Origin of the sequence: Curtobacterium salicis, assembly GCF_011759505.1 — a bacterium.
GTDB lineage: Bacteria > Actinomycetota > Actinomycetes > Actinomycetales > Microbacteriaceae > Curtobacterium > Curtobacterium salicis.
Genome location: NZ_JAAOYO010000002.1, coordinates 69,519 through 96,019 on the forward strand (window position 1 = coordinate 69,519; position 26,501 = coordinate 96,019).

Sequence of the window (26,501 nt, forward strand, 5' to 3'; positions counted from 1 at the left end):
GCCGTGCCCGGCCGGTCGTCAGCTGTCTGAGTACCGTGGCGGCATGACGCAACAGCCGCTCTCGATCCTGGTCGCCGGCGCATCCGGCTTCATCGGGACGCCCCTCGTCCGTGCCCTGCGTGACGCCGGGCACCACGTCTCGACGCTGGTGCGCCGGGAACCGCGGACACCGACCGAGTTCCGCTGGGCACCCGGCGAACGCCCCCTCGACCCCGCGGTCCTGGACGGCGCGGACGTCGTCGTCAACCTCGCGGGCGCGAGCCTCGGCAAGCTGCCCTGGACCGCGTCGTACCGGCGCGAGATCCGGTCCTCCCGGGTCGACGCGACGACGACGCTCGTCGAGGCGATGCGTGCCGCGACCACCCCGCCGCGGGTGTTCCTCTCCGGCTCCGCGTCCGGCGTGTACGGCGACCGGCCGGTCGACGTGCTCGACGACGACGCGACGGTGGGGACGGGGTTCCTCGCCGACGTCTGCCGTGCGTGGGAGGCCGCGGCCGAGCGGGCCCCCGAGGGCGTCCGCGTCGTCCTGCTCCGCACCGGCATCGTCGTCGGCCAGGGCGGCGGCGCGCTCGCACCGCTGGTCCCCCTGACGAAGGCGGGCGTCGGCAGTCGACTCGGCACCGGCGGGCAGTACTGGCCGTGGATCGCGCTCGAGGACGAGGTCGGCGCGATCGTGCACCTCGCCACCGCCGACGACGTCTCCGGTCCGGTGAACCTCGCCGGTCCCGAGCCGGCCGTCGCCGAGCGCCTCACCAGGCGCGTCGCCGAGGACCTGCACCGCCCGTACCTGTTCCGCGTGCCGGCGTTCGCGCTCCGGGCGGTGCTCAAGGACGCGGCGGACGAGATGCTCCTGTCGAACCAGCGGATGGAACCGACCAAGCTGCTCGAGTCCGGCTACACGTTCCGGTACACCCGTGCCGAGGACGCCGTCGACGCCGCGTTCTGACCCGCGGACGCCGAGCCCGGCTCAGCGGACGTGTGTGAGCGCGGTCCGCATCGCGGCCCGCGCGCGCTTCCGGTCGCCCGCCGCGTCGTAGACCACGCCGAGGCGGTACCAGGCGCGCCAGTCGTCCGGTGCCGCCTCGACCGCGGCCCGGTACTGCGGGAACAGCTCGTCGGCCGCGGCACGGGCGGGGCGACCGGAGGGACGCACGTCGACGACCTCGTCCGGCGCACCCCCCTCGCGTTCGAGTCGGGCGCCGAGCCGGGTGATCCGCAGTCCGAACCGGAGTTCCAGCACGAGGAGCAGCGCACCGACCAGGGCGATCACGACGAGGGCGACGCCGATGCCGACGCCGACCGGGATCCCCGTCGACAGGAACGCGACCGCACGCTGCCCGACGAGCACGATGTAGACGACGAGCAGGACGGTCATCAGCAGCACGCCCCAGAGCGGTGACCGGAGGCCTCGCACGGTGCGCCCCTATCCGATGCCGAGGACGGAGCCGAGCCCGACCGTCAGCCCACGCATCGACCCGACCGCCTGCAGTGCCGCGCGGATGCCGGGCAGGTACGCGGTGTCGTCGCCGGTGTCGTGCCGGATCGTCAGGGTCTCGCCGGGGCCGCTCAACACGACGTCCTGGACGGCCTTCACACCCGGCAGCCGCAACGAGTGGATCGGCACGCTCGCGACCTGCTGCCCGCGGGCACGCTGGTCCACGTGCGGTGCGTCGACCGGGCCGACGTCCCGACGGGCGTCGGCGATGAGTTCAGCGGTGCGCACGGCGGTGCCGGACGGCGAGTCGATCTTGCCGGCGTGGTGGCTCTCGACGATCTCGACCGCGGGGAACCAGGGCGCGGCGATGGTGGCCAGGTGCGTGCCGACGACCGAACCGATCGAGAAGTTCGGCACCACGAACGCGCCCTGCTCGGGCCGGGGCTCGAGGGACGCGCGGAGCGTGCCGAGCCGCTCCCCCGACCAACCGGACGTGCCGACGAGGACGTTCGCACCGGTCGCCAGGGCGTTCTCGACGATCGCCGGGCTGAGCGCCGGGACGGTGACGTCGACGACGATCCGTGCCCCGGCGAACACCGACCCGTCGGCCTCGTGCGCGCGGTCCCCGGACGACAACCGGGCGACGAGTTCGAAGTCGGGCAGTTCCTCGACGACGGCGGCCGCGAGGGTGCCGAGCCGACCGGAGGCGCCGACGACGGCGACGGGAGTGACCATGCCCCCATCCTAGGATCGGGGCATGCCCGAGGATCGCAGCCAGGTCACCGTCCGCACCGTCCACGCCGACACCCCCGAGGTCGACGTCCTGCTGGACCGGTACCTCGACGAGCGCGAGGCGACCTTCCCGAGCGCGCAGGGCACGTACACCCGGAAGCGCACGCCGACGTCGGAACTCACTCCGCCGCACGGCACGTTCGTCGTCGCGTACGACGGCGGCACCGCCGTCGGGTGCGGCGGCCTCCGCCGGATCGCGGACGACGGCGACGACGTCCGCTTCGAGGTCAAGCACGTCTTCGTCCTGCCCGAGGGACGGGGCCGCGGCGTCGCGACCGCCGTGATGGACGTCCTCGAGCAGGCGGCGGCGGAGCTCGGGGCGACGAGCATCGTCCTCGACACGAACGACGCACTGGTCGCGGCCGGCGCGATGTACCGCAGCCGTGGCTACGACCGGGTGCCCGCGTTCAACGACAACCCGAACGCGACCGCCTGGTACCGCAAGCCGGTCCGCTGACGGGACACGTGCCTCCCGGGAGGCACGGTGCCGGTCCGACGCGCGGCACGCGGCCGCAGGTGGGCGTCTAGAGCGGCTGCGGCACCGGCAGGCCGGTGCGGAGTTCGACCGGCAGGTGCGCGAGGTCGTTGAGGGTGACGAGCTCGGCGGGCTTCGCCGAACGGATCCGGATGATGGTCAGCGAGCTGTGCGCGACGTTCGTGCCCATCCAGCGCCACTCGGGCGCCTGGAAGACCTCGCGCACGAACCAGCCGATCACGGCGTTGTGCGTGATCAGGAGGTCGTGGCGGTCCTCCATCGCCGGGGTGAACCACTCGGCCACCGCGTCACCCATCTGCGCTTGCCCGGCGGCGATCTCCTCTTCGGTGATCCCGCCGTACCAGCCCTTGTACGCGTGCGGCATGTCGGGCGTCGGACCGGAGGGGATGCAGTCGAACAGCAGTGTCGACGGCTCGGGCTGGATGGCCGGCAGGCGCTGCTGCAGGAAGGACGCGGTCTCGCTTGGCGCCTCCAGTGGGGAGTGCCAGACGCCGTCGAAGGGCACGCCGCCCAGGCGGTCGGCGATCAGCATCGCCTGGCGCTTGCCGCGCTCGGAGAGCTTGCCGTCGCGGAGTCCGTGCTCGGCGTCCTGGTGTTCGCCGTGCCGGACGAGGTAGAGGTAGTGCGACATCGTGGAGTTCAACCGTCGATCCCGAGCGCGACTGCCAGGCGCTCGCGCTGGACGTCCCCGACGACGGCCGTCACGGTCGGTCGGGTCAAGAGGTCACGGGACAGGTCGAGCACGTCGGCAGCGGTCACGCGGTCCACCCGCTCGAGGGCGGTGGCGAGGTCGGTGAACTCCCCGGTGCCGAGTTCGGCGCGCCCGAGACGGGTCATCCGGGCGTCGGAGTCCTCGAGCGAGAGCGTCAGCGCGCCCTCGATCTGGCCCTTCGCGCGTCGGAGCTCCCCGTCCGTGATGCCGTCGTCTGCCATCCGAGCGAACTCACCGTCGATGATGTCGATGACGCCGGCGACGTTGTCCGGCGCACAGCCGGCGTAGACGCCGAAGGCACCGTTGTCGAGGTACGCGGGGGCGAACGAGGAGACGGCGTACGCCAGCCCCCGGCGCTCGCGGACCTCCTGGAAGAGCCGGGAGCTCATGCCACCGCCGAGCACGGCGTTGAGCACGCTGAGGACCGGGCGGCGGTCGTCGCGGAGGTCCAACCCCTGCGAGCCACGGAGCATGCTGACCTGCTCGGTCGGGCGGTGCACCACACGGAGGGACGACTCCACCGGGTCCGCGGCGGGCTGCGCTGCACGTCGGGCGAGTGGGCTGGCCGCGGCGGCGCCGTCGAACACGGCGGCCACCAGGGCGCAGAACTGGTCGTGGTCGACGGCACCGGCCGCGGTGACGACGATGCCGTTGGGCTCGTAGTGCTCGGCGTAGTGCGCCATGACCTCGTCACGCTGGACCTCGCGGATGCTCTCCGGGGTTCCGCCGATCGGGCGTCCCAGGGCGTGTCCGTCGAACGTCGCGGCGAAGAAGGCCTCGCCCGCGACGTCGGCCGGGTCGTCCGCGGCCATGGCGAGTTCTTCGAGGATGACCCCGCGCTCGATGTCGAACGCCGAGGTCTCGAGCGTCGAGTTCGTCACCATGTCACCGATGACCCCCACCGCCATCGGGACGTCGGTGTCGCGCACCCGGGCGTAGTAGCAGGTGTACTCCTTGGCGGTCGCGGCATTGTGCTCGCCACCGACGGAGTCGAACGCGACGGCGATGTCGAGGGCGCTGCGCTCGGTCGTGCCCTTGAAGAGCAGGTGCTCGAGGAAGTGTGTGGAGCCGAACTGACCGGCCCGTTCGTCCCGGGAGCCGACACCCACCCAGTACCCGATGCTCGTGGAGTGGACGGAGGGGACGGCTTCGGTGAGCACACGGACGCCCGAGGCGAGAACGGTGCGCCGGACGAGGGCTCCACCGGACGTCACGAAGGACGTTTCCGGAGCCTCGAGCGGCAGCGGCACTGGGCGGTTCATCGTCACGACTCTACTGAAGCACGGACACCCGTTGCCCAGTTTCCCCGTACGGCGGGGCACGTCACTCGATGTGGGGGACAAAAAATGTGGACAGACCGACTCGTCTGTCTGTCCTCCTCGTGCTACAGTGATGTCACCGGATCGAGAGCCCCCCTAGACCTCGATCCGGTGGCTCGGGACATCAGTCCTGCGCGGCAACGAGTTCCCCCACTCCGCCGCGGAGCCGATGACCCAAGGAGAGCCACGCTGTGACGGTCGATTCCCCCCAACCGACCGTCCAGCGTCTCCCGGGTCAGCGTCTGCAAGGACCGGCCCCGAGCACACAGAACCTTCCGTCGCCGGACGGGTCGAGCGTCCCCCCGGCTCCCCGTTCCGGCGGCGCGAAGGTCCGCATCCTCGAGACGGCCCTCCGGCTGTTCTACGAAGAGGGCATCCGCGGCGTCGGCGTCGACCGTCTCATCTCCGAGGCGAGTGTCACGAAGGCGACGTTCTACAAGCACTACGGCTCGAAGGACAACCTGATCCTCGCCTACATGCACGAGCAGCACGCCCGCGTGCAGGCACGCATGGACCGCATCGTCGCCGGGGCGGACGCGCCGGAGTCCGCGGTCCGCGCCTGGGTCGACGCACTGGCCTCCGAGGTCAACCAAGCCGAGTTCCGCGGCTGCGCGTTCCTCAACGCCGCCGCCGAGTACCACGACCCCCGCGACCCGGTCCGCCAGGTCGTCGCCATGCACCGCGACTGGTACACCGAGCGCCTCGGTGACCTGCTGCAGGACGCCGGCCACCCGCTGCCCGGCGACGGAGCGGACGAACTCATGCTCGCGCGTGACGGCGCGATGAGCGGCGCATACGCCGGCGACGTCATCGCCGCGACGGCCGCACTCGGCCGCGTCGCCGAGCGCGTCCTCGCCGCCTGACGCTCCCCCTGGTCGTTCCCCGGTTCCGCCGGGGCGGCGGGTGTTGGCTCGGAGCATGACCAACCACCCCAACTGGAACCTGCCGGACGTCCCCACCTTCGAGCTCACCAGCCCCGAGTTCACCGACGGCGGCACGCTGCCCCAGGAGGCCCGCGGCAGCGATGCCGGCGGTGCCGACCGCTCCCCCGAGCTGACCTGGTCCGGCGCACCCGAGGGCACCCGGAGCTTCGTCCTCACCGTGTACGACCCCGACGCCCCGACCGGCTCCGGCTTCTGGCACTGGACCCTGTCGGACATCCCCGCATCGGTCACCTCGCTCCCCCAGGGGGCCGGGACGGACGACTCCCTGCTGCCCGAGGGAGCCACCCGCCGCCGCAACGAGTTCGGGACCGACACCTTCCTCGGTGCCGCCCCGCCCGCCGGCCACGGCCCGCACCGGTACTTCTTCACGCTGAGCGCGCTCGACGTCCCGACGCTCGAGGTCCCCGCCGAGGCCACCCCGGCCGTCGTCGGGTTCATGTTCCGGGAGCACCTGCTCGGTCGTGCGCAGCTCGTCGGCATCCAGGAGACCCCGGCCTCTTGACCGCACGACAACGGCCGCCGTCCAGCAGGACGGCGGCCGTTGTGGCGCTGCGGCTGATCAGTGACCAGCTGCGGGCTGATCGGGGATCAGCCCTCGGCGGGGACCTCGGTGTGGGTGCCGTGGTCGTCGCGACCCTCGGTGTCGACCTCGTCGGCCACGACCGGAGCGAGCGACAGCTTGCCGCGGTCGTCCACCTTGGTGACCTCGACCAGGATCTTCTGGCCGACGCCCAGGACGTCCTCGACGTTCTCCACGCGCTTGCCACCGGCGAGCTTGCGGACCTCGGAGACGTGCAGCAGACCGTCACGACCCGGCATCAGCGACACGAAGGCGCCGAAGGTCGCGATCTTGACGACCGTGCCGAGGAACTGGTCCCCGATCTCCGGGTTCGTCGGGTTCGCGATCGCGTTGACCTGCGCACGCGCGGCCTCGGCGGACGGACCGTCGACGGCACCGATGTAGACCGTGCCGTCGTCCTCGATCGAGATGTCGGCGCCCGTGGTGTCCTGGATGCCGTTGATCGTCTTGCCCTTCGGGCCGATCAGCTCACCGATCTTGTCGACCGGGATGTTGACCGAGATCACGCGCGGGGCGGTGTCGGCCATCTCGTCCGGGCCGTCGATGGCCTCGTTGAGCACACCGAGGATGGCCGAACGGGCCTCCTTGGCCTGCTTCAGCGCGGCGTCGAGCACCGACGACGGGATGCCGTCGAGCTTGGTGTCGAGCTGGATCGCGGTGACGAACTCGGAGGTACCGGCGACCTTGAAGTCCATGTCACCGAGCGCGTCCTCGGCACCGAGGATGTCGGTCAGGGCCGCGTAGCGGGTCTGACCGTCGACGGTGTCGGAGACCAGGCCCATCGCGATGCCCGCGACCGGGGCCTTGAGCGGCACACCGGCGTTGAGCAGCGACAGGGTCGAGGCGCAGACGGAACCCATCGAGGTGGAACCGTTGGAGCTGAGCGCCTCGGAGACCTGACGGATGGCGTACGGGAAGTCCTCACGCGACGGCAGCACCGGCACGAGGGCGCGCTCGGCGAGGAAGCCGTGCCCGATCTCGCGACGCTTCGGCGAACCGACACGGCCGGTCTCACCGGTCGAGTACGGCGGGAAGTTGTAGTGGTGCAGGTAGCGCTTCTTCGTGATGGGCGACAGCGAGTCGATCTGCTGCTCCATCTTGAGCATGTTCAGCGTGGTGACGCCGAGGATCTGCGTCTCGCCGCGCTGGAACACCGCGGAACCGTGGACGCGCGGGATCACGGCGACCTCGGCGTCGAGCGGACGGATGTCGGCCAGGCCGCGCCCGTCCATGCGGATCTGCTCGGTCAGGATGCGGCCGCGGACGACCTTCTTCGTGACCGACTTGTAGGCGGCGCTGACCTGGCTGTTGGCGACCTCGGGCAGCGTGCCCGCGGAGACCTGCTCGGCGATGGCGGCCTTGACGCGCGACTTGAGCGCGTCGTCGGCGTCCTGACGCTCGGTCTTGGCGGCGATCTTGTAGACGTCACCGAGCTCGGAGAGCGCGAGGGACTCGACGGCCGCGTAGACCTCGTCCGCGTAGGGCGGGAAGACCGGGTAGTCCTGGATCTCCTTGGCCGACTGCGCGGCGAGCTTCGCCTGTGCCTCGACGAGGGCCTTGAGGAACGGCTTGGCCGCTTCGAGGCCCTGCGCGACGACGGACTCGTCGGGCTTGGTGGCGCCGCCCTGGATGAGGTCCCAGCTGTGCTCGGTGGCCTCGGCTTCGACCATCATGATCGCGACGTCTTCGTTGCCCGCCTCGTCGGTGACGACACGGCCCGCGACGGTGAGGTCGAACACGGCCTCGGCCAGCTGCGACGCCTTCGGGAACGCGACCCACTGGTCACCGATCAGCGCGAGGCGCACACCGGCGATCGGGCCGGAGAACGGCAGACCGGAGATCTGCGTCGACGCGGACGCGGCGTTGATGGCCAGCGCGTCGTAGAACTCGTCCGGGGCGATGCTCAGGACGGTGATGACGATCTGGACCTCGTTGCGGAGGCCGTCGACGAACGACGGGCGCAGCGGCCGGTCGATGAGGCGGCAGACGAGGATCGCCTCGGTGCTGGGGCGGCCCTCGCGGCGGAAGAACGAGCCGGGGATCTTGCCGGCGGCGTAGGAACGCTCTTCGACGTCGACCGTCAGCGGGAAGAAGTCGAAGCCCTCACGCGGGTGCTTGCCGGCGCTGGTGGCCGAGAGCAGCATGGTCTCTTCGTCGAGGTACGCAGCGACGGCACCCTGTGCCTGCTGCGCGAGACGACCGGTCTCGAACCGGACCGTCCTGGTGCCGAAGCGACCGTTGTCGATGGTCGCTTCCGCGAACTTGATCTCGGGACCCTCCATAGAGGATGCCTCCTTGCGTGTGTGGTGCAGCAGACCAGGCCTCGGGCACACTCGTGCACGTGCGCTCCACGACGCGGAACGCATGTCTGGCCAGCAGTAGAAGCACACGGGACGGATCCGGCCCGGACGCCACCACCGATGACCAGCTTCGTGCCGGTCTGCGTGCGATGTCATGGTTCGTCTCGGGGAACGGTCCCCAGACCAGCCGACCTTAGCATTCCGCGGTGGACGAGCGGCGGTGCTGCTGGCGAACGGGCGTGTCCTCGGTAGCCTGCACCCATGCCCCGGAACAGCGCCCTCGTCCGTCGGTCGCGCGGACGGCACGTCCTCCTCGCAGTCACCGTCCTGGTGAGTGCCCTGGTCGTGCCGGTGGTCACCGCGGGCCCGGCGTCGGCGACGGAGTACCCGACGTGGGAGGACGTGCAGCGCGCGAAGGGTGACGAGCAGGCGAAGCAGGCCGAGGTCGCGGAGGTCCAGGCCGCGCTGCGGGCGGTGCAGGCCGAAGCAGCGGCGAAGTCGCAGGTCGCCCTCGAGCGTTCCGCGGACGCGACGCAGGCAGAGGCGGACCTGGCCGAGGCCACCCGGACGGCCACGAGCCTCCAGGCCCATGCCGACGACGCCTCGGCGACGGCGCAGCGCGCGCAGACCCGGGCCGGCCGGCTGGCCGCGGACCTGTACCGCGACGGGTCGACGGACCAGATGACGACCCGGATCGCGACCGCCGGCGACCCGGACGCCCTCCTCTACCAACTCGGTGCGCTCGACCAGCTGTCGACGACCTGGGCCGGTGTGATGGACGATGCGTCGGTCGCCGCGAAGACCGCGTCCTCGCTGCACGACCAGGCCGCGCGAGCGGAGGACGAACGGGCCGCACTCGCAGCGGAAGCCGAGGAGAAGGCACGGACCGCGGAGGCCGCACAGCGTCGCGCCGACGCCGCGGTCGCCTCGACGGAGTCGCACAGCGACGAGCTCTACGCGCAGCTCGCGGAACTCCGCGACTCCACCGCTGAGACCCAGCGCCGCTACGAGGTCGGACAGGCCGTCGCGGCGCAGGCGGCCGCCCAGGCGGCGGCAGCACAGGCCGCGGCCGAGGCCGAGGCGCACGCCGGCGGCTCGGCGGCGGCGGGCAACGCGTACCCGAGCACCGACGGCGTGGTCGTCGACCCGGCGGCCGCACAGGCGTACGCGCGGAGCGTCCTCGGGAGCTACGGCTGGGGGGACGACCAGTTCGGCTGCCTGGTCTCGCTGTGGACCCAGGAGTCCGGCTGGCGTGCGAACGCCCTGAACTCCTCGAGCGGTGCGTACGGGATCCCGCAGGCCCTCCCGGCGTCGAAGCTCGCCGCTGCCGGAGCGGACTGGCGGACCAACGCGGAGACCCAGGTCAACTGGGGCCTGGCCTACATCAAGGGCCGGTACGGCTCACCCTGCGGCGCCTGGGGCCACGAGATGGGCGTCGATCCGCACTGGTACTGAGTGCGACCGCAGCCGTCAGCGCTGCATCCCGCCCAGCAGGGACGCGAAGTCCACGACCTCCGGCAGGGCGTCCGCCTGCTGCGGCTGCCGCCGGGAGGCACGGGTCATCCACGCCAGGTCGGCTCCGGCCCGGCGGATGCGTGCGTCGAGCGTGCCCGCGTCGTCGCTCCCCCAGTCCTCGGTCGCAGCGAAGACCCCGGTCGGGACGACCGCGGCGCGGAGGTAGGCGAAGACCGGACGGATGCCGTGCTCGAGGGCGAGCGAGTGACGGGCGGTGCCACCGGTCGCTCCGAGCAGCACGGGCATGTCGGTGAGGGCGTCCTTGTCCAGCACGTCGAGGAAGGACTTCGCCAGACCGCTCATGCCGGCGGTGAAGACCGGGGTGACGAAGACGACGGCGTCCGCCTCGACGACCGTCGCGGTCGCGGCGGCCAGGACCGTTGCGGCGAAGCGGGTGAGCATGGCGTCGGTGATCTCGTGCGCCAGCGGGCGGAGCTCCACCGTGCGGAGTTCGACCGGGCCGTCAGCGGACAGGGCCTCGGCGGTGGCGGCTCCCAGTCGGTCGGCGAGCAGGCGGGTCGAGCTGGGCTCGGACAGACCGGCGGAGACGACGGCGATGGTGGTCATGGGGACTCCCGACTTTCGATGCGTTTGCATGAACTGTAGCAGGAACCCGGAACGGTGGGCGCGCATTCCCGTGACGCCCGCGGCCGGGGACGACGAAAGCCCCGACCCTCACGAGGAGGGACGGGGCTTCCGATCAGCAGGGCTGTCCGAGGACAGCGCTCCTGGGACGACTAGCGGCGCAGGCCGAGACGCTCGATGAGCGTGCGGTAGCGGGCGATGTCGACGTCGGAGAGGTACCCGAGGAGACGGCGGCGCTGACCGACCATGAGGAGCAGACCACGACGCGAGTGGTGGTCGTGCTTGTGCTCCTTGAGGTGCTCGTTCAGGTCGTTGATACGACGCGTCAGAACGGCGACCTGGACCTCGGGGGATCCGGTGTCGCCCGGGTGGGTCGCGTACTCTTCGATGATCTCCTGCTTGATCGTGGCGTCAAGTGCCATGGAGGATCCCCTTTCCTGCTCTGCATGAGAGCTGTGTCCGTTGCGCGGTGCCCACACCTGATGCGTGAGCGCTCTTGATCCGCGGCCGTTCGACGGCAACCGAACGAGCATACCAGAGCGCGGACCGGCCGACGGGCTGCCGTCGCTCGCCGGGGCGCGGGTTCAGACGGTCCGCGCCCGCAGCGGACGGCGCCGACGACGCCGCTCGGGCAGCAGGCTCCGCACGAACCCGACGAGCGTCGCCCCGAGCAGGCCGCCCAGACCGTTCGACAGCACGTCGCGGGGGTCCGCGACACGGGCGGGCAGGTACTCGGCCTGCGCGAACTCGATCCCGACCGACAGCCCGACGGCCACCAGCGCGCCGAGGAACCACCACCGCCGGGGCAGCCAGAGCGCGGCGATGAGCCCGACCGGCACGAACATCGCCACGTTCGCCAGGAACTCGGTGCGTTCGTACGTGAACCAGGCACCATGGGGAAGGTGCTGCATCCACGCGATCGCGTGCAGGACGAGCGAGTTCTCGGCCGACGTGAACACGTGCGGGGTCAGCGTCATCCGCCAGATCACCCAGGCGTACCCGCCCGTCAGGGCCAGGAGGAGCAGTTTCCGCAGCATCCGGTCAGTCTGGGGCACGGCTGCTGGGCAGCACCCTGGCGTCCGGTGACGAAGGGATGGGAACATGACCGCAGCAGCGGACGCAGGTCGGGGCGGCGCGCGACACGGGAGGGACGGCGGATGTCGAGACCGCAGCGGGCCTCGTCCACGCGCCAGTGGGTCTGGATCGGGGTCGTCGGCGCGCTCGTCCTGGCCGTCGTCGCGGCGGTGAGCGTGGTGCTGCCGCACTCCGGTGACCGCCCGGTCGCCCACCGTCGGAGCGTCGCCGAGGCCTGGCCCGGCGGACTCGCCCACCAGCCGTCCAGTGCGAACCAGCCACGCTGGCACGAGACGGCCGCGCGACAGGCGGGTCGGGCCTCCACGGCGGACCGGCTGTCCGTGATCGCCGACCAGCCGATCGCCACCTGGTTGACGAACGCGTCCGTGCCCGAGACCGTCGCCACCATCCGGAGCGTCGTCGCCTCGGCACGCGAGCAGCAGAGGACGCCGGTGTTCGTGCTCTACGCGATCCCCGACCGCGACTGCGGCCACTGGTCACGCGGCGGCACGGCCGAGGACGCCTACCTGCCGTGGGTCCGCTCGGTCGTCCGGGCGCTGGCGGGCTCGCACGCGGTCGTCCTGGTCGAGCCGGACTCCATCGCGCAGATCGCCGTCTGCGAGCGCCTGCGGGACACCCGGTTGCCGCTCCTCCGCAAGGCCGTGGCGGCCCTGACCGGACACGGGCTGACGGTGTACCTGGACGGCGGCAACGAGAACCGGGTGCCCGTCGCGACGATGGCCGACTGGCTGCGGCGCGCCGGCGTCGACCGGGTGCAGGGCTTCGCCACCAACGTGTCGAACTTCTACCGGGTCGACCAGGAGCGCGCCTACGCCGACGAACTGGCCGACGCGATCGGCGGGGACCCGCACTTCGTCATCGACGTCTCGCGGAACGGCCAGGGCTGGCGTGGCGACTGGTGCAACCCCGAGGGCGCCGGCCTCGGGCAGCTCCCCCACGTCACGCTCGGCACAACCCGGCTCGACGCGCTGCTGTGGGTGAAGACCCCCGGCCTCAGCGACGGCAGCTGCAACGGCGGCCCGGCCGCCGGGCAGTGGTGGGAGTCGTACGCGCTCGCCCTGGTCGCGAACCGCAAGCGCAGCTGACCCGCGCCACGGCCGGGAGGCCCGGGTCCACTCCGCCTGTCGGCCGCCGGTGGTTGCATGTCGCCATGAGCAGCCGCCGTCCGCGATCCGTCGTCCCGCCGTACCTCCTGCGAGCCGTCGCGGCCGCTCCGGAGGACCGTTTCCCCCGCGCCGCCTCGGCCGCACGGACCGCCCTCGCGTCGATGGACCGCGTCCAGGCGCCGAAGCAGGTCACCGGCCTCCGGGCACCCCGCACCGCCGGAGCACCGGACACCTCGCCGCAGCGCACGATCGCCACCGCGGCCGGCACGACGACCCTGCCGGGCACGGTCGTCCGGCGCGAGGGCGAACCGGACACCGGGGACGCCGCCACCGACGAGGCGTACGCGGGGCTCGGGGCGACGCACGCGTTCTGGCTCGACGTCTTCGGACGGGTCTCCATCGACGGCGCCGGACTGCCCCTCGACGCCACCGTGCACTACGGCCAGGAGTACGACAACGCCTACTGGGACGGGCAGCGCATGGTGTTCGGCGACGGGGACGGCGAGGTCTTCCGGCGCTTCACCATCGCGGTCGACGTGATCGGGCACGAGCTCGGCCACGGCGTCACGCAGTACACCGCCGACCTGGTCTACCAGGGACAGTCCGGGGCGCTCAACGAGTCGATGAGCGACGTCTTCGGCTCGCTCGTGGCGCAGTACGCAGCCGGGCAGACCGCCGAGCAGGCGACGTGGCTGATCGGCGAGGGGCTCTTCACCGACGCCGTGCACGGGGTCGCCCTCCGCTCGATGCGCGCGCCGGGCACCGCCTACGACGACCCGGTGCTCGGGAAGGACCCCCAGCCGGCGACGATGGCCGACTACGTCGAGACCACCGAGGACCAGGGCGGGGTGCACCTGAACTCGGGCATCCCGAACCACGCGTTCTTCCTCGCCGCGACCGCGATCGGCGGACCGGCCTGGGTCGGCGCCGGGCAGGTGTGGTGGGACGCCCTGACGTCGGCCGAGGTGTCGGCGTCGATCGACTTCGCCGGGTTCGCCGGCGTCACCGTCCGGGCGGCGGCGACGCGCTTCGGGGCGGACTCGGCCGAGCACGCCGCCGTGGCCGGTGCCTGGCGTTCGGTGGGCGTCCTGTCCTGACCCCCTGCGGGCGCCGGTGCGGGTGCGGGGCCGGGTGCGGAGGGCGTAGGTTCCGGGACATGCAGATCGTCGTGCGCCGCAGCGGAGGGTTCGCCGGCATCACCCGCGCCTGGCGGGTCGACACCGACGCCCGGCCGGACACCGACCGATGGGCCGAGCTCGTCGGGGCGCTCCCCCGCGACGCGGAGCCCGACCACGCGGGACCCGACCACGCTGTGCCGGACGACTTCATGTGGACCGTGACCGTGGCCCGCACCACGGTGACGATCCCGGGCCGCAGGCTGGACGGTCCGTGGGCGACGCTCGTGGCCGAGGTGCGGGACCAGGGCGAGCCGGCCTGACGGAAGGGTGTGGGGCCTCCCGTCAGGCCGTGGTGACGACCGTCAGTCGATCTCGATGACCGTCAGGCGCCGGGTGGGGCGCGTCATCGCGACGTAGACCGCCGCCGCCGCACGGGCGGCGTCGGACCCGACGCGGTCCGGGTCGACGAGCAGCACGCCGTCGAACTCCAGGCCCTTCGCGTCGGCACCGGTCAGCACCGTCACCGAGCCCGGACGCGGTGAGCCGAGCCCGCGGACGTCGGCCTCGGTGCGGGCGAGGCGTTCCCGGACGGCCGTGACGTCGGCCTCCGGCACGATCACGGCGATCGTCCCCGAACCGATCAGGTCCCGCTCGCCGTCGACCCGGCGGGCGACGGTGTCGAGCAGGTCCGCTCGGTCGACGCGCAGCCGCTCCACCGGGTCGCCGTCACGGACCGCCTCGTTCGCGGTCACCGTGAGCCCGGCCGAGGCGGCGAACGCACCGGCGGCCTCGACGATCGACCGCGGCGTGCGGTAGTTGACCGTCAGCTCCGCGAGCCGGGAGTCCAACGGCACCTGCGGCGCCCGCCCCCGACGGCGTCGGGAGAGCGCACCGCGGACGTCGTCCCAGGTCCGGGCAGCACCGGGCGAGGAGCCCTGCGCCATGTCACCGACGATCGTGAAGGACCGCAGGGGGTTCCGGCGGGCGAGGATCCGCCACTGCATCGGCGAGAGCTCCTGCGCCTCGTCGACCACGATGTGGCCGTAGGTCCACTCGCGGTCCTCGGCGGCGCGCTCGGCCGTGGAGCGGGGGTCGCCGCCCTCGGCGAAGGCCCCGGCGACCTGCTCAGCGCTGACGATGCCCTCGACACCCATGTTCTCGATGGCCTGCCGGGCGTTCTCGATGTCGCGGTTCCGGCTCGCCTTGGCCTGCCGCTTCGCCGCACCACCGGTCGGGTCGAACTCCCCGAGGAGTTCGGCGGCCTCGTCGAGGAGCGGGACGTCCTCCACCGTGAAGGCGGCACCACGCTCACGGCGGAGGAGCTCCCGGCGCTCGGGGGTCCAGTTCGGGGTCAGCGACGCCAGCCAGTTCGGCCGGGCGTAGAGGTCCTCGAGGAACTTCTCGGCCGGCAGCGGCAGCCACGCGGTGTTGAGCAGGACGCGGGCGTCGTACGAGCTGCGGATGTCCTCGCGGAGGACCTTCTCGTCGGCCTCGTCCACGGTCGTGCCACGCTGCCGGAGCTGCTCGGCGAGCAGGCGGGTCATGGCGTCCAGCGCGTTCTTGTTGAACGACACGCGGGCGACGTTGTGCGGCTTGCCGCGGTCCTGCGCACGACGCATCGCCTCGGCGACGAGCTGCGGCGGGACGACGAGCCGTTCGCCCTCGACGTCGAGCGTGACGGACTCGGTCGGGACGACCTGACGGGAGCGGACGGCTCGGCGCAGCAGGTCGGCCATCTCGCCGGAGCCCTTCACCGCGGCGACGTCACGGCGGTCGTGCACGGTCGTGTGGAGCCCCGGGTACAGCGAGCCGAGCGACGCCATCACGACGCCGGTCTCGCCGAGGGACGGCAGCACCTGCTCGATGTAGGTGAGGAAGGCCGGCGAGGGGCCGACGACCAGGACCCCGGAGCCCCGGAGCCGCTCGCGGTACGAGTACAGCAGGTAGGCGGCACGGTGCAGTGCGACCGCCGTCTTGCCGGTGCCGGGGCCGCCCTGCACGATGAGGACGCCCTCGAGCGGGGAGCGGATGATGCGGTCCTGCTCGCCCTGGATGGTGGCGACGATGTCGGTCATCCGACCGGTCCGCTCGGCGGTGACGGCCGCGAGCAGCGCACCCTCGCCCTGCAGGTGGGTGCGCTCGTCGTCGTAGAGCGTGGCGTCGAACACCTCGTCCTCGACGCCGACGACGGTGCGGCCCTCGAGTGTCAGGTGCCGACGGGCGCGCATGCCCATCGGGTGTGCCGCGGTGGCCTGGTAGAAGGCACTCGCACCCGGCACACGCCAGTCGAGCAGCAGCGGACGGTGCTCGGCGTCGCGGAGGCCGACACGGCCGATGTACCGGAAGGCGTCCTCGTCGGCGGGCGGGTCTTGGACCTCGAGCCGACCGAAGACCAACCGATCGCCGACCTGTTCGAGCGTGGCGACGGTGTCCTCGTAGAGCCGGGCGAACGCGTCACGCTCACTGCGGCTCTGGTGGTTGCCGCCGACGGTCTGCCGGCGGGTCTCGGCGAGACGCTGGGCGGCCTCGGCCGTCAGCCCGTCGAGTCGGTGGAACAGACCGTCGACGTAGCCACGTTCACGGTCGATCTCGGTGGGTTCGGAAACACGCGCTTCGGACACTCGCAACCCTTCGGGACAGGGGGACCAATCGTATCCCCCCGCCCCGGTCGGGCTCGACGCGATCGCGGCTGCGACCGCGTGCGACTACATCTCTTCGTGCGTGTCCGGGTCGCCGTCCCACAGCCGACCACGCTCGAGCGCGGAGATGGCCTGGACCTCGTCGTCGCTCAACGTGAAGCCGAACACGTCGAGGTTCTCGCGCTGCCGGTCCGCGTCGCCCGACTTCGGCACCGGGACGGCACCGAGCTGGACGTGCCAACGGAGCACGACCTGGCCGGCCGACACCCCGTGCGCGGCGGCCGCGGCGGTGACGGGTTCCTCGGTGAGGAGCTCGGACTGCTTCGCGAGCGGGCTCCAGCTCTCGGTTACGATGCCGAGCCGCTGGTGCACGGCGCGGAGCTCGGCCTGCGGGAAGTACGGGTGCAGCTCGACCTGGTTGACGGCCGGGGCGACCCCGGTGGCGTCGATGATGCGGTCGAGGTGCTCGGGCGTGAAGTTCGAGACACCGATCGAGCGGACCTTGCCGCTGTCACGGAGGTCGACGAACGCCTTCCAGGTCTCGACGAACTTGCCCACCGACGGGTTCGGCCAGTGGATCAGGTACAGGTCCAGGTGGTCGAGCCCCAGGTTCGCCAGGGTCTCGTCCACCGAACGGTGCGCCTCGTCGTAGCCGTGGTGGCGTCCCGGCAGCTTCGACGTCACGACGAACTCGTCACGCGGCACGTCGGCGCGGCGCACCGCCGCACCGACCGCGTCCTCGTTGCCGTAGTTCAGTGCGGTGTCGAGCAGGCGGTACCCGCTCGTGATCGCCGCACCGACCGCCTGGATCCCCTCGTCCCCGTCGAGCGAGTACGTGCCGAGGCCGAGCGCCGGGATCCGGTGCCCGTCGTTCAGCTCGAGGGTCGGGACCTCCGGGACGCCTGCCATCAGCGGACGCCGAGCAGGTCGATGACGAAGATCAGGGTCTTGCCGGACAGGAAGTGTCCACCGCCGGCCGGGCCGTAGGCGAGTTCCGGCGGGACGACGAGCTTGCGACGGCCGCCGACCTTCATGCCGGGGATGCCCTCCTGCCAGCCGCGGACGAGGGCCGCGAGGGGGAAGTCGATCGGTTCGCCGCGGCCCCAGGAGCTGTCGAACTCCTCGCCGGACTCGTACTCGACGCCGGCGTAGTGGACCTTGACGGTCGAGCCGGACTCGGCGACGGCGCCGTCACCCTCGACGATGTCGGTGATGACGAGGTCGGTGGGCGCCGGGCCCTCGGGAGCGTCGAACTCGGGCTTGCTGTTCAGGTCAGTCATGGTCGTCAGTCAACCAGAGAACGAAACCGGGCCCCGCAGGCGGCCTCCAGGCCACAGAATGGTTCCACCGTGACACCAGATGCCCCCGCGAAGCCCCGCCGCTCCCTGTTCGCCGACCTCACCCCACTCCGCCGCTCCCCCGCCTTCGCCCGACTCTGGATCGGCAGCTCGATCGCCGGCATCGGCACGATGATGACCAGCGTCACCGTCGGGCTCGAGGTCTACGAGATCACCCGCTCGACCTTCATGGTGTCGCTCGTCGGCGTGATCTCCCTCGTCCCGATGATCCTGGCCGGGCTCTACGGCGGGATGCTCGCCGACGCGTTCGACCGCCGCACCGTCGCCCTCGTCTCGGCCGTGCTGGCATGGGTGTCCACCGCGATGATCGCCGCGCACGCGTGGCTCGGACTCGACAGCGTCGTCCTGCTCTACGTCCTCGTCACCGTGAACGCCGTCGCCGGCACCGTCATCGGGGCGTCCCGCGCGGCGATCGTGCCCCGCCTGGTCGGCATCGAGCTGCTGCCCGCGGCGAGCGCCCTCAACAGCATCAGCGCCGGCTTCTCGGTCACGGTGGGCCCGGCGGTCGGCGGGGTGCTCGTCGCCGCGTTCGGCTTCGCACCCACCTACACGGTCGACGTGGTGCTGTTCAGCGCGGCGTTCCTCGGGGTCATCACGCTGCCCCGGATGGCGCCGGAGCACGACGCCCTGCGCCCCGGACTGTCGTCGCTCATCGAGGGGGCGAAGTTCCTGCGGCGCTCCCGCAACATCACGATGACGTTCGTGCTCGACATCATCGCGATGACGTTCGGGCAGCCCCGCGTCCTCTTCCCCGCCATCGGCGCCCTGGTCGTCGGCGGCGGGTCGATCACCGTCGGCGCACTCACCGCCGCGTACGCGATCGGTGCACTGCTGTCGGGCATCTTCTCCGGGCCGCTCGGCCACGTCCGCCGACAGGGCGAGGCCGTCGGCTGGGCGATCACCGTCTACGGCGGCGCGATCGCGGCGTTCGGCGTCGTCGTCGCCTGTGCGCACCTCCTCGGCGGGCGGCCGTCCGAGACCTTCTCGACCGGGATCCTGCCGGCGCTGGTGCTCTCGGCGCTGTTCCTCGCGGTGGCCGGCGGTGCGGACAACGTGAGCAGCGTGTTCCGCGGGACGATCCTCCAGGCCGCCGCCCCGGACGGCATGCGCGGACGCCTGCAGGGCATCTTCATCGTCGTCGTGACCGGCGGACCCCGCGTCGGCGACCTGTACGCCGGACTCGTCGTCGCGGCCGGGTTCGCGTACCCCCCGGTGATCGGTGGCGTCCTCATCATCGCGCTGGTCGCGCTGTTGCTCCGCCTGGTGCCGTCGTTCCGCCGGTACGACGCCCTGCACCCGAACGCGAACTGACGGAGCCGGTACGGTCGACCCCATGCCGGCGAGCCGAGAACGCGACCTGCGCCGCTCCGGTGTCCGAGCGGTGGTGCGACGGACGTACCACTCCGTCATCCGGCACCGCGTGGTCGACTCGGCCGCCTCGCTGACGTTCTTCGCGCTCCTCACGGTGTTCCCGACCGCCCTGACCGTGGTGTCGCTGTTGGCGGTCGTCGACCAGGGCGGCGACAGCGTGGCGGACGTCCTCGGTGTCCTCGGTGTCCTCGTGCGACCGGAGACCGCCGAGCACCTCGAGACCCCGCTCCGCCAGCTGCTGACCCTCGACAACCCGTGGCTCGGCGCGACCGTCGGACTCGTCCTGACGCTGTGGTCGCTGTCCGGCTACGCGACCGCGTTCGGGCGTGCCATGAACACCGCGTACGAGGTCGAGGAGGGCCGGCGGATCTGGAAGTTCCGCAGCATGATGCTCCTCGTGACGCTGCTGATCATGGTCGGTGGAGCCGTCGCGATCGTGATCCTGCTCGGCACACCGATGATCTCCGCCGCCGTCGTGCAGCAGGTCGGCTGGCCGTCCTGGGTCGACGACGTCTGGAACGTCGTGAAGTGGCCGGTGCTCGCCGCCGACCTGGTCGTCATGGTCGCCGTGCTCTACACCGCCACCCCCAACGTCAAGACGCCGCAGCTGCGGTGGGTCTCCGCCGGCGCCGGTTTCGCGATCGGGACCTGGGCGATCGCCACGGTCGGCTTCGCGCTCTACGTCGAGACGATCGGCGGCGGCAACCGCGCCTACGGCTGGCTCGGCGGGGCGCTGCTGCTGCTCGTTTACCTGTACATCTCGAACTTCGTGCTCGTCGTCGGCGGGGAGCTCGACTCCGAGGTGATCCGGATGCGCCAGCTGCTCGCCGGCATCGAGGCCGACGAGACCATCCGGCTGCCGCTCCGCGACGTCACCCGGAACTTCACGCTCGCCCGGTGGCGGGACCAGGACATCGCGGCGGCGGCGCAGGTGCGGGCCGCGGCCGCGGAGCTGCCCGACGACGAGGCTTCCCCGCAGGGCGAGGAGCTCCGGCGCGTGGCGGGGCAGGTGCGCGCGGGCGAGCGGCCGATGCCCTGAGCGGCACGGCGCTCACTGCGTGAGTGTCCGACGGACGGGAGGCGCGTGGCGGGGTCGTCATGTGCCTCCCGTCCGGACCGGGGCTCAGCCGGTCGGTCCGCGGGCCGCGTCAGGCCTGCGGCGGACGCGGGGCCGCGTCGCGGGCGTGCTGCTCGAGCATCGCCTCGGTGATCACCGGGATCGCCCCCGTGGCCAGCTCGATGCCGGACAGTCGCGCCGGGCTGAGGACGCGGTGCACCTGGTGCTCGTCCATCAGGCCCGCCGCGATCACCAGGGTGGAGATCGGCGTCGAGGTCGTCAACGCCGTGTGCGCGATCGACGCCGCCGCCGCGTAGCCGATGTAGGGCGTCAGCGCGGTGACGACGCCGACGTTCGTGTCGACCTGGGCGGCGAGCTTGGCCTCATTCGCCTCGATGCCGATGACGCAGTGCTCACGGAGGGTCGCGCAACCACGGGCCATCCACTGCAGGGACTGCAGGATCGAGTGGGCGATGATCGGTTCGAAGGCGTTGAGCTGGAGCTGCCCGCCCTCCGCCGCCATCGTCACCGTGGTGTCCGCACCGGCGACGGCGAACGCGATCTGGTTCACGACCTCCGGGATCACCGGGTTCACCTTGCCCGGCATGATCGAGGACCCGGCCTGCCGGGGCGGCAGCGTGATCTCGCCGAGGCCCGCCTGCGGACCCGACGCCAGCAGTCGCAGGTCGTTGCAGATCTTCGACAGCTTCGCGGCACTGCGCTTCACCGTACCGGACAGGGTCATGAACGAGCCGGCGTCACTCGTCGCCTCGATCAGGTCCGGCGCCGTGACGACGTCGATGCCGCTCGCCTCCTGCAGCTGCCGACGGACCTCGTCACGGTAGAGCGGGTCGGCGGTGATGCCCGTGCCGATCGCCGTCGCGCCGAGGTTCATCTCCGCCAGCAGCGGCACCACTCGGCGGAGCTGGACCACGTCCTCCTGGATGGTGTGTGCGAAGCCGGTGAACTCCTGGCCCAGGGTCATCGGCACCGCGTCCTGCAGCTGCGTCCGCCCGACCTTCAGGACGTCCGCGAACGCCTGCCCCCGCTCGGCGAACGCGGCGGAGAGCTGCTCCAGCTGGTCGGCGAGACGGCGCACCCCGTAGATCATCGCGATCTTGATGCTCGTCGGGTACGTGTCGTTCGTCGACTGGCTGCGGTTCACGTGGTCGATCGGGTGCAGGTACGCGTAGTCGCCCCGCTCACGGCCGAGGAGTTCCAGGGCCCGGTTCGCCAGGACCTCGTTCGTGTTCATGTTCGTGCTCGTGCCGGCACCGCCCTGCACCACGTCGACCACGAACTGGTCGCGGAGGGCGCCGTCACGGACCTCCTGTGCGGCACGGTCGATGGCGTCGGCGCGCTCGTCGTCGAGGACCCCGATCGCCCTATTCGCCCGGGCAGCGGCCTGCTTCACCGTGACCAGGGCCGCGACGAGGTCCGGGTACACCGCGATCGGCACGGAGGCGATCGGGAAGTTCTCCATCGCCCGGAGGGTGTTGATGCCCCAGTACGAGTCCACGGGCACCTCCCTCGAGCCCAGGGAGTCGGTCTCGGTGCGGGTGGCAGCGCTCGTCACGTGGTGTTCCTCTCCGTCGCGGGTCACGTGTCGAGGGTAGCCCGCGACCGTCCGGCCGGTGTGGTGCGGGGTTGCGCCGGCGCGGACGCGGGGGGGGCGGCGGAGCGCGGGCGGGCGGAATGCCAGGGACGCGTCGTCACGCACCACGGGATCCCGCCCACTCGCCACCTGTGGGACGGGAGGCGCGGTGCCCGGCCGCCACGGGCCTCCCGTCCGCCGGGAGGCGAGCCGGCCGTGCGGCGAGCCGCCCGTGCGGCGAGCGGGCGGAAACGCGCCGCGCCCGAGCCCGCCGCCCTGCCGTTCCGCTCGCTCGCGGCCGCGTGCTGGCGTCCGTGGGCTTCGCGCTCCGGCGAGCGGGCGAGAACTCGCGGTGCGATCCGCACTCGTCCTGGTCTTTACGCCCACTCACGCCCAGGGCGGACGGGAGGCACACGTCCATGCCCGCCGCGCGCCTCCTGTCACCAGCTGACGGGCGCGCGGGCGGCGAACGGGCGGGAATGCGTCGCTCTGGAGTCAGCTGCCCCGGTGATCCGCCCACTCGCGCTCGCGTACTGGCGCCCGTGGGCCTCGCGCTCCGGCGAGCGGGCGAGAACGCGCGGTGCGATCCGCACTCGTCCTGGTCTTCCCGCCCACTCACGCCCAGGGCGGACGGGAGGCACGCGACCAGCCCGCCACGCGCCTCCCATCACCAGGTGCAGCGCGCGCACGCGGCGAGCGGGCGCGGACACGCAGCGCTCGACACCCGCTGCCGTGGCATTCCGCCCGCTCGCGGCCGCGTACTGGCACCCGCGCACTCCGCGCTCCGGCGAACGGGGGCGAACGCGTGGTGCGTCCGTCAGACCCCCCTGGCATCCCGCCCACTCACGCCCGGGGCGGACGGGAGGCACGCGACCAGACCGCCCCGCGCCTCCCGACCGGCAGACGGCGAACGGGCGCGAACGCGCGGTGCGTCCGCCAGCCGCACTGGCATCCCGCCCGCTCACGCCCGGGCGGGCGGCCCCGCAACGCGGCAGCGGCCGGCCCGAGGGCCGACCGCTGCCGGAGGGACGTGCGCGAGCCTCAGTGGAAGGCGGGCACGATCAGGTAGATGCCGTAGAGGACGGCCGCGCCACAGAGCACGAAGCAGACCACGGCGAGCGCCCGGAGCATCCGGACGGCCCCGGCCGCGGCGTTCGGGTCCGGGAAACCGGCGGTGGCCGGGCCGATCGTACCGTCGTCCTTCACGGTGTACTTGCCCGCACGGGTGTCGGCGGCGCTCCAGAAGCGCAGTCCGACGGAGTACACGGAGACGACGAAGCACGCCGCGACGACGGCGACGAGCGCCACGAGCAGGAACGCTCCCCAGTCGATGCCCATCAGCGACGGCCTCCCTTGCGTCCGGCCATGCGGCGGAGGGTCCGCTCACGGCTCAGTTCGGCGCGACGGGCGGCGACGGCCTCGGCACGCTTCTTGCGCTGCAGTCCGCGCTGCTCCTTACGGGTGAGCACGGCGTTGGCGGCGACGTCGATCTCGATGGCCGAGTCGTGCGGCTTGCGGAGCGACCACAGGTACAGGCCGAGGACCACGATCCCGCCGGCGACGGCGTCGATGACCAGGCCGATCACACCGAAGCGGGCGATGCCGGACGCCACCGCACCGACCGCGGCGGCTGCCGGCAGGGTGATGAACCACGCGATGACGATCTTGCCGGCGGTCGACCACTGGATCTTCGACCCGCGACGGCCGAGGCCGGCACCGATGATCGACCCGGAGGAGACCTGCGTGGTGGAGAGTGCGAAGCCGAGGTGGCTCGAGGCGAGGATCGTCGCGGCGGTGGAGGCCTCTGCCGCGAAGCCCTGCGTCGCCCGGATCTCGGTGATGCCGGACCCGAGGGTGCGGATGATCCGCCACCCGCCGGTGTAGGTGCCGAGGGCGATCGCGAGCGCACAGGCCACGACGACCCAGAACTGCACGCCCTGGTCCGCCGACTGCGCCCCGGACGCGATGAGCGTGAGCGTGATGACGCCCATCGTCTTCTGCGCGTCGTTCGTGCCGTGCGCGAGCGAGACCATCGACGACGTGAAGATCTGGCCGATGCGGAAACCGCCGCGTTCGTTCGGGAACACCGGGCGACGGGTGATCCGGTAGGCGATCCGCGTGGCGAGCAGTGACACCAGCGCCGCGATCACCGGCGACAGGAAGGCGGGGATGATCACCACCGTCAGCAGCGCCGCGTAGTTCACCGAGTCGAACCCGGCACCGACGATCGCGGCGCCGATGAGGCCACCGAAGAGCGCGTGCGAGGACGACGACGGCAGGCCGCGCAGCCACGTGATCATGTTCCAGACCACGGCGCCGATCAGCCCCGCGAAGATCATCTCCGGACTGATGGCGACGCCACCGGGTCCTTCGTTGATGAGCCCGTGCGAGATCGACGTCGCCACAGCAGTGCTGAGGAACGCCCCGACGAGGTTGAGCACCGCTGCGACGGAGACCGCCACCGTGGGCTTCATGGCGCCGGTCGCGATCGGGGTCGCCATTGCGTTGGCGGTGTCGTGAAAACCGTTTGTGAAGTCGAAGAAGAGGGCCAACGCAATGACCAGGACGACTATGAGCGTGATGTCCACCGCGGGCAAGTGTCCCAGGCGGGAGGGGATCGAGCAAGCCGAGCGGACACCTGTTGTTCATCTGCCCTTCACGTCCGCTCAGATCCACACCCTCGGGATGGGAAGATGGACCCGTGGACATCGCCGAGTTGCTCATCCTGTTGGTCGGATCGCTCGCCGTCACCGGGTTCGCCCGAGCATGGGGACTCCCTGCCCCGCTCCTCGTCACCGCGGTCGCCCTGGGCGTGTCGTTCATCCCCGGACTGCCGCACATCGAGATCGACTCCGAGGTCATCCTCACGGTCGTCCTGCCGCCGCTGCTCTACTCGGCGGCGCTCGACGTGTCGTGGCAGAGCTTCCGCGGGTCGATCAAGCAGATCCGACGACTCGGCGTCTTCCTGGTCATCATCACCGCGCTCGCCGTGGGCCTGGCCGCCTACCTGATCATCCCCGACATGACGTGGCCGGCCGCGATCCTCCTGGGCGCGATCGTGGCCCCGCCGGACGCGGTGTCGGCGGCGGCGATCGGCCGGAAGCTCGGCCTGCCCCGCCGGGTGATGACGGTGCTGTCCGGCGAGAGCCTGATCAACGACGCCGCGTCGCTGACGCTGGTCCGGGTGTTCACCCTGATCATCGCCGGCGCGTCCCTGACGGTCTGGCAGGACCTCGGGATCTTCGGCCTGGCGATCGGCGTCGGTCTGGTCGTCGGCGGTGTGCTCGGGGTCGTCGTGCACTGGATCCGGATGCGGATCAACGACCCCGTGGTCGAGACGATCATGAGCATCCTGCTGCCGTTCGTCGCGTACATCCTGGCCGAGGAGCTCTCCGGCTCGGGTGTCATCGCCGTCGTCACGGCGGGCCTCTACATCGGCTACAACTCCCCCAAGGAGGGCTACGCGACCCGGCTGCAGGAGCGCCCGCTGTGGACGAGCGTCGACGTCATCCTCGAGGGCTTCGTCTTCGCGCTCATCGGACTGCAGCTCAACACGGTCGTGCAGGACCTGGTCGAGAGCGAGCGGAGCCTCGGCCAGACGCTCACCGCGGCGGCGGTGGTCCTCGCGGTCGTGATCGTGGTCCGCCCGCTCTTCATCTTCGAGTCCTACGCACGCAACCGCCTGCACGGCCGGTTCATCCGTCCGCTGCGGATCCGCGCCTCCCGAGGGCACCGCTCCCTCCGCTGGATCCGCGGCACGGCCGAACCGAAGCTCAACTGGCGGGAACTGACGGTCATCTCGTGGACCGGCATGCGCGGTGTGGTGACGCTGGCGGCCGCGGTCTCCGTCGTCGCGAGCCCGACGAAGATCCCGGCACAGGACACGATCTTCGTGATCGCGTTCATCGTCACCGTCGGCACCCTGCTGCTGCAGGGGCTGACGCTGCCGTTCGTGATCCGCGCGCTCAAGGTGCAGGACCCGGGCGAGGACGACAAGGACCGCCGGAGCGAGATGCTGCTCAACCAGCGCACCACGGTCGCCGCCATCGAGCTGCTCGACAAGCGACGTCCGGAGTGGGGCTCCCGGTACGGCACGGACGCCGTCGACTCGGTCGTCTCCCGTCTCAAGGCACGGTTGGAGCGCCAGGCCGAGACGTTCCGGCAGGACGCCGAGGAAGAGGAGACGGACGACCGCGACACCACGATGCGACTCCGCGGCGCGCAGATCCAGGACATCCGTCGCGAGTTGCTCGACCGCCGACGCGAGATCGTCCTGGAGGAACGCGAGAAGGGCAACCTCGACGAGGAGGTCATGCGTCGCGTGCTCGTGACCCTCGACGCGGAGGAGCTCGCGATGGACTCCGCACAGGCCTCCCGCAGCCGTTCCTGACCGGTCCTCACCCTGGTGCCCGGGCGTAGCCTGGGACGCCAGACGACAGGACAGGAGCGCACCGCCGAGTGAGCACGCCGCGGAACGAAGCACGC

25 protein-coding genes are annotated in these 26,501 nt (G+C 71.7%); 11 read left to right on the forward strand and 14 right to left on the reverse strand.

Annotated features, from left to right (window positions below):
* Nucleotides 1-43: 43 nt before the first annotated feature.
* Nucleotides 44-946: a TIGR01777 family oxidoreductase gene (locus tag E9228_RS04700; protein ID WP_166779470.1), complete on the forward strand. Its 903-nt coding sequence runs from the start codon at nt 44-46 to the stop codon at nt 944-946.
* Nucleotides 947-967: 21 nt separating this feature from the next.
* On the opposite strand, the gene E9228_RS04705 is transcribed toward E9228_RS04700, so the two are convergent.
* Entirely contained in the window at nt 968-1,375 is a 408-nt protein-coding gene (locus E9228_RS04705) for a tetratricopeptide repeat protein (RefSeq protein WP_166780115.1), read from the reverse strand.
* 48 nt (nt 1,376-1,423) lie between these two features.
* The gene (locus E9228_RS04710; RefSeq protein ID WP_166779471.1) at nt 1,424-2,170 is read right to left on the reverse strand and encodes a 4-hydroxy-tetrahydrodipicolinate reductase; all 747 of its coding nucleotides are present in this window, start codon (nt 2,168-2,170) and stop codon (nt 1,424-1,426) included.
* 22 nt (nt 2,171-2,192) lie between these two features.
* On the opposite strand from E9228_RS04710, the gene E9228_RS04715 reads away from it, so the two are divergent.
* Nucleotides 2,193-2,684 carry a GNAT family N-acetyltransferase gene (locus E9228_RS04715; protein WP_166779472.1) on the forward strand — a complete coding sequence of 164 codons (492 nt, stop codon included), beginning with the start codon at nt 2,193-2,195 and terminating at the stop codon, nt 2,682-2,684.
* Nucleotides 2,685-2,751: 67 nt separating this feature from the next.
* Here E9228_RS04715 and E9228_RS04720 read toward each other — a convergent pair whose 3' ends face one another.
* A complete protein-coding gene (locus E9228_RS04720; RefSeq protein WP_166780116.1) occupies nt 2,752-3,354 on the reverse strand; it encodes a histidine phosphatase family protein in 603 nt (200 codons plus the stop codon).
* A gap of 8 nt (nt 3,355-3,362) precedes the next feature.
* Complete coding sequence (locus tag E9228_RS04725) at nt 3,363-4,697, reverse strand: M16 family metallopeptidase (protein WP_166779473.1); 1,335 nt, start codon at nt 4,695-4,697, stop codon at nt 3,363-3,365.
* A gap of 248 nt (nt 4,698-4,945) precedes the next feature.
* On the opposite strand from E9228_RS04725, the gene E9228_RS04730 reads away from it, so the two are divergent.
* Complete coding sequence (locus E9228_RS04730; protein ID WP_166779474.1) at nt 4,946-5,617, forward strand: TetR family transcriptional regulator; 672 nt, start codon at nt 4,946-4,948, stop codon at nt 5,615-5,617.
* 55 nt (nt 5,618-5,672) lie between these two features.
* Nucleotides 5,673-6,200, forward strand: a complete 528-nt coding sequence (locus E9228_RS04735) for a YbhB/YbcL family Raf kinase inhibitor-like protein (RefSeq protein ID WP_166779475.1) — start codon at nt 5,673-5,675, stop codon at nt 6,198-6,200.
* Between the two features lie 86 nt (nt 6,201-6,286).
* On the opposite strand, the gene E9228_RS04740 is transcribed toward E9228_RS04735, so the two are convergent.
* Nucleotides 6,287-8,560: a polyribonucleotide nucleotidyltransferase gene (locus E9228_RS04740; protein ID WP_166779476.1), complete on the reverse strand. Its 2,274-nt coding sequence runs from the start codon at nt 8,558-8,560 to the stop codon at nt 6,287-6,289.
* A gap of 279 nt (nt 8,561-8,839) precedes the next feature.
* On the opposite strand from E9228_RS04740, the gene E9228_RS04745 reads away from it, so the two are divergent.
* The gene (locus tag E9228_RS04745) at nt 8,840-10,033 is read left to right on the forward strand and encodes a coiled-coil domain-containing protein (RefSeq protein ID WP_166779477.1); all 1,194 of its coding nucleotides are present in this window, start codon (nt 8,840-8,842) and stop codon (nt 10,031-10,033) included.
* A 15-nt stretch (nt 10,034-10,048) separates the two neighbouring features.
* Here the strand turns inward: E9228_RS04745 and E9228_RS04750 are convergent, their stop codons facing one another.
* From E9228_RS04750 to E9228_RS04760, 3 genes are all read right to left on the reverse strand, one after another.
* Nucleotides 10,049-10,660: a CE1759 family FMN reductase gene (locus E9228_RS04750; RefSeq protein WP_166779478.1), complete on the reverse strand. Its 612-nt coding sequence runs from the start codon at nt 10,658-10,660 to the stop codon at nt 10,049-10,051.
* A gap of 170 nt (nt 10,661-10,830) precedes the next feature.
* Nucleotides 10,831-11,100, reverse strand: coding sequence for a 30S ribosomal protein S15 (gene rpsO, locus E9228_RS04755; protein ID WP_166779479.1), 270 nt, complete (start codon nt 11,098-11,100; stop codon nt 10,831-10,833).
* Between the two features lie 162 nt (nt 11,101-11,262).
* Complete coding sequence (locus tag E9228_RS04760) at nt 11,263-11,715, reverse strand: VanZ family protein (RefSeq protein WP_166779480.1); 453 nt, start codon at nt 11,713-11,715, stop codon at nt 11,263-11,265.
* 120 nt (nt 11,716-11,835) lie between these two features.
* On the opposite strand from E9228_RS04760, the gene E9228_RS04765 reads away from it, so the two are divergent.
* The 3 genes from E9228_RS04765 to E9228_RS04775 all read left to right on the forward strand — a co-directional run bounded on the left by E9228_RS04765 (nt 11,836) and on the right by E9228_RS04775 (nt 14,317).
* A complete protein-coding gene (locus E9228_RS04765; protein ID WP_166779481.1) occupies nt 11,836-12,858 on the forward strand; it encodes a glycoside hydrolase family 6 protein in 1,023 nt (340 codons plus the stop codon).
* 65 nt (nt 12,859-12,923) lie between these two features.
* A complete protein-coding gene (locus E9228_RS04770) occupies nt 12,924-13,976 on the forward strand; it encodes a M4 family metallopeptidase (RefSeq protein ID WP_166779482.1) in 1,053 nt (350 codons plus the stop codon).
* A 59-nt stretch (nt 13,977-14,035) separates the two neighbouring features.
* On the forward strand, nt 14,036-14,317 hold the full coding sequence (locus E9228_RS04775) for a protealysin inhibitor emfourin (protein ID WP_166779483.1): 282 nt from the start codon (nt 14,036-14,038) through the stop codon (nt 14,315-14,317).
* 42 nt (nt 14,318-14,359) lie between these two features.
* Here E9228_RS04775 and E9228_RS04780 read toward each other — a convergent pair whose 3' ends face one another.
* From E9228_RS04780 to E9228_RS04790, 3 genes are all read right to left on the reverse strand, one after another.
* Nucleotides 14,360-16,618, reverse strand: coding sequence for an ATP-binding domain-containing protein (locus E9228_RS04780; protein ID WP_166779484.1), 2,259 nt, complete (start codon nt 16,616-16,618; stop codon nt 14,360-14,362).
* 84 nt (nt 16,619-16,702) lie between these two features.
* Entirely contained in the window at nt 16,703-17,545 is an 843-nt protein-coding gene (locus E9228_RS04785) for an aldo/keto reductase (protein ID WP_166779485.1), read from the reverse strand.
* Nucleotides 17,545-17,916 (reverse strand): FKBP-type peptidyl-prolyl cis-trans isomerase, encoded by a 372-nt coding sequence (locus tag E9228_RS04790; RefSeq protein ID WP_111045050.1) that lies wholly within the window; start codon nt 17,914-17,916, stop codon nt 17,545-17,547. Before E9228_RS04790 ends, E9228_RS04785 begins: the two co-directional genes overlap by 1 nt.
* Nucleotides 17,917-17,985: 69 nt before the next feature.
* On the opposite strand from E9228_RS04790, the gene E9228_RS04795 reads away from it, so the two are divergent.
* Together E9228_RS04795 and E9228_RS04800 are read left to right on the forward strand one after the other, a co-directional pair.
* Nucleotides 17,986-19,305, forward strand: coding sequence for an MFS transporter (locus tag E9228_RS04795; protein WP_166779486.1), 1,320 nt, complete (start codon nt 17,986-17,988; stop codon nt 19,303-19,305).
* A gap of 22 nt (nt 19,306-19,327) precedes the next feature.
* Nucleotides 19,328-20,404 (forward strand): YihY/virulence factor BrkB family protein, encoded by a 1,077-nt coding sequence (locus tag E9228_RS04800; RefSeq protein ID WP_166779487.1) that lies wholly within the window; start codon nt 19,328-19,330, stop codon nt 20,402-20,404.
* 109 nt (nt 20,405-20,513) lie between these two features.
* On the opposite strand, the gene E9228_RS04805 is transcribed toward E9228_RS04800, so the two are convergent.
* The 3 genes from E9228_RS04805 to E9228_RS04815 form a co-directional block, all read right to left on the reverse strand.
* Complete coding sequence (locus tag E9228_RS04805) at nt 20,514-22,025, reverse strand: aspartate ammonia-lyase (RefSeq protein WP_341849771.1); 1,512 nt, start codon at nt 22,023-22,025, stop codon at nt 20,514-20,516.
* Nucleotides 22,026-23,057: 1,032 nt separating this feature from the next.
* Nucleotides 23,058-23,354 (reverse strand): hypothetical protein, encoded by a 297-nt coding sequence (locus E9228_RS04810; protein ID WP_166779488.1) that lies wholly within the window; start codon nt 23,352-23,354, stop codon nt 23,058-23,060.
* Nucleotides 23,354-24,604, reverse strand: a complete 1,251-nt coding sequence (locus E9228_RS04815; protein WP_166779489.1) for an inorganic phosphate transporter — start codon at nt 24,602-24,604, stop codon at nt 23,354-23,356. The genes E9228_RS04810 and E9228_RS04815 overlap by 1 nt, the downstream gene beginning before the upstream one ends.
* A gap of 113 nt (nt 24,605-24,717) precedes the next feature.
* Here E9228_RS04815 and E9228_RS04820 point away from each other — a divergent pair, with 113 nt between their 5' ends.
* On the forward strand, nt 24,718-26,406 hold the full coding sequence (locus E9228_RS04820) for a cation:proton antiporter domain-containing protein (protein WP_166779490.1): 1,689 nt from the start codon (nt 24,718-24,720) through the stop codon (nt 26,404-26,406).
* Nucleotides 26,407-26,501: the final 95 nt, after the last annotated feature.

Excerpts from the sequence above, each read along its gene's own strand:
- E9228_RS04750 (WP_166779478.1), bottom strand. The coding sequence starts at position 10,660 with ATGACCACCATCGCCGTCGTCTCCGCCGGTCTGTCCGAGCCCAGCTCG.
- E9228_RS04760 (WP_166779480.1), bottom strand. The coding sequence starts at position 11,715 with ATGCTGCGGAAACTGCTCCTCCTGGCCCTGACGGGCGGGTACGCCTGG.
- E9228_RS04775 (WP_166779483.1), top strand. The coding sequence starts at position 14,036 with ATGCAGATCGTCGTGCGCCGCAGCGGAGGGTTCGCCGGCATCACCCGC.
- E9228_RS04735 (WP_166779475.1), top strand. The coding sequence starts at position 5,673 with ATGACCAACCACCCCAACTGGAACCTGCCGGACGTCCCCACCTTCGAG.
- rpsO (WP_166779479.1), bottom strand. The coding sequence starts at position 11,100 with ATGGCACTTGACGCCACGATCAAGCAGGAGATCATCGAAGAGTACGCG.
- E9228_RS04790 (WP_111045050.1), bottom strand. The coding sequence starts at position 17,916 with ATGACTGACCTGAACAGCAAGCCCGAGTTCGACGCTCCCGAGGGCCCG.
- E9228_RS04710 (WP_166779471.1), bottom strand. The coding sequence starts at position 2,170 with ATGGTCACTCCCGTCGCCGTCGTCGGCGCCTCCGGTCGGCTCGGCACC.
- E9228_RS04700 (WP_166779470.1), top strand. The coding sequence starts at position 44 with ATGACGCAACAGCCGCTCTCGATCCTGGTCGCCGGCGCATCCGGCTTC.
- E9228_RS04705 (WP_166780115.1), bottom strand. The coding sequence starts at position 1,375 with ATGACCGTCCTGCTCGTCGTCTACATCGTGCTCGTCGGGCAGCGTGCG.
- E9228_RS04720 (WP_166780116.1), bottom strand. The coding sequence starts at position 3,354 with ATGTCGCACTACCTCTACCTCGTCCGGCACGGCGAACACCAGGACGCC.
- E9228_RS04745 (WP_166779477.1), top strand. The coding sequence starts at position 8,840 with ATGCCCCGGAACAGCGCCCTCGTCCGTCGGTCGCGCGGACGGCACGTC.
- E9228_RS04785 (WP_166779485.1), bottom strand. The coding sequence starts at position 17,545 with ATGGCAGGCGTCCCGGAGGTCCCGACCCTCGAGCTGAACGACGGGCAC.
- E9228_RS04725 (WP_166779473.1), bottom strand. The coding sequence starts at position 4,697 with ATGAACCGCCCAGTGCCGCTGCCGCTCGAGGCTCCGGAAACGTCCTTC.
- E9228_RS04800 (WP_166779487.1), top strand. The coding sequence starts at position 19,328 with ATGCCGGCGAGCCGAGAACGCGACCTGCGCCGCTCCGGTGTCCGAGCG.
- E9228_RS04810 (WP_166779488.1), bottom strand. The coding sequence starts at position 23,354 with ATGGGCATCGACTGGGGAGCGTTCCTGCTCGTGGCGCTCGTCGCCGTC.
- E9228_RS04770 (WP_166779482.1), top strand. The coding sequence starts at position 12,924 with ATGAGCAGCCGCCGTCCGCGATCCGTCGTCCCGCCGTACCTCCTGCGA.
- E9228_RS04740 (WP_166779476.1), bottom strand. The coding sequence starts at position 8,560 with ATGGAGGGTCCCGAGATCAAGTTCGCGGAAGCGACCATCGACAACGGT.
- E9228_RS04765 (WP_166779481.1), top strand. The coding sequence starts at position 11,836 with ATGTCGAGACCGCAGCGGGCCTCGTCCACGCGCCAGTGGGTCTGGATC.
- E9228_RS04715 (WP_166779472.1), top strand. The coding sequence starts at position 2,193 with ATGCCCGAGGATCGCAGCCAGGTCACCGTCCGCACCGTCCACGCCGAC.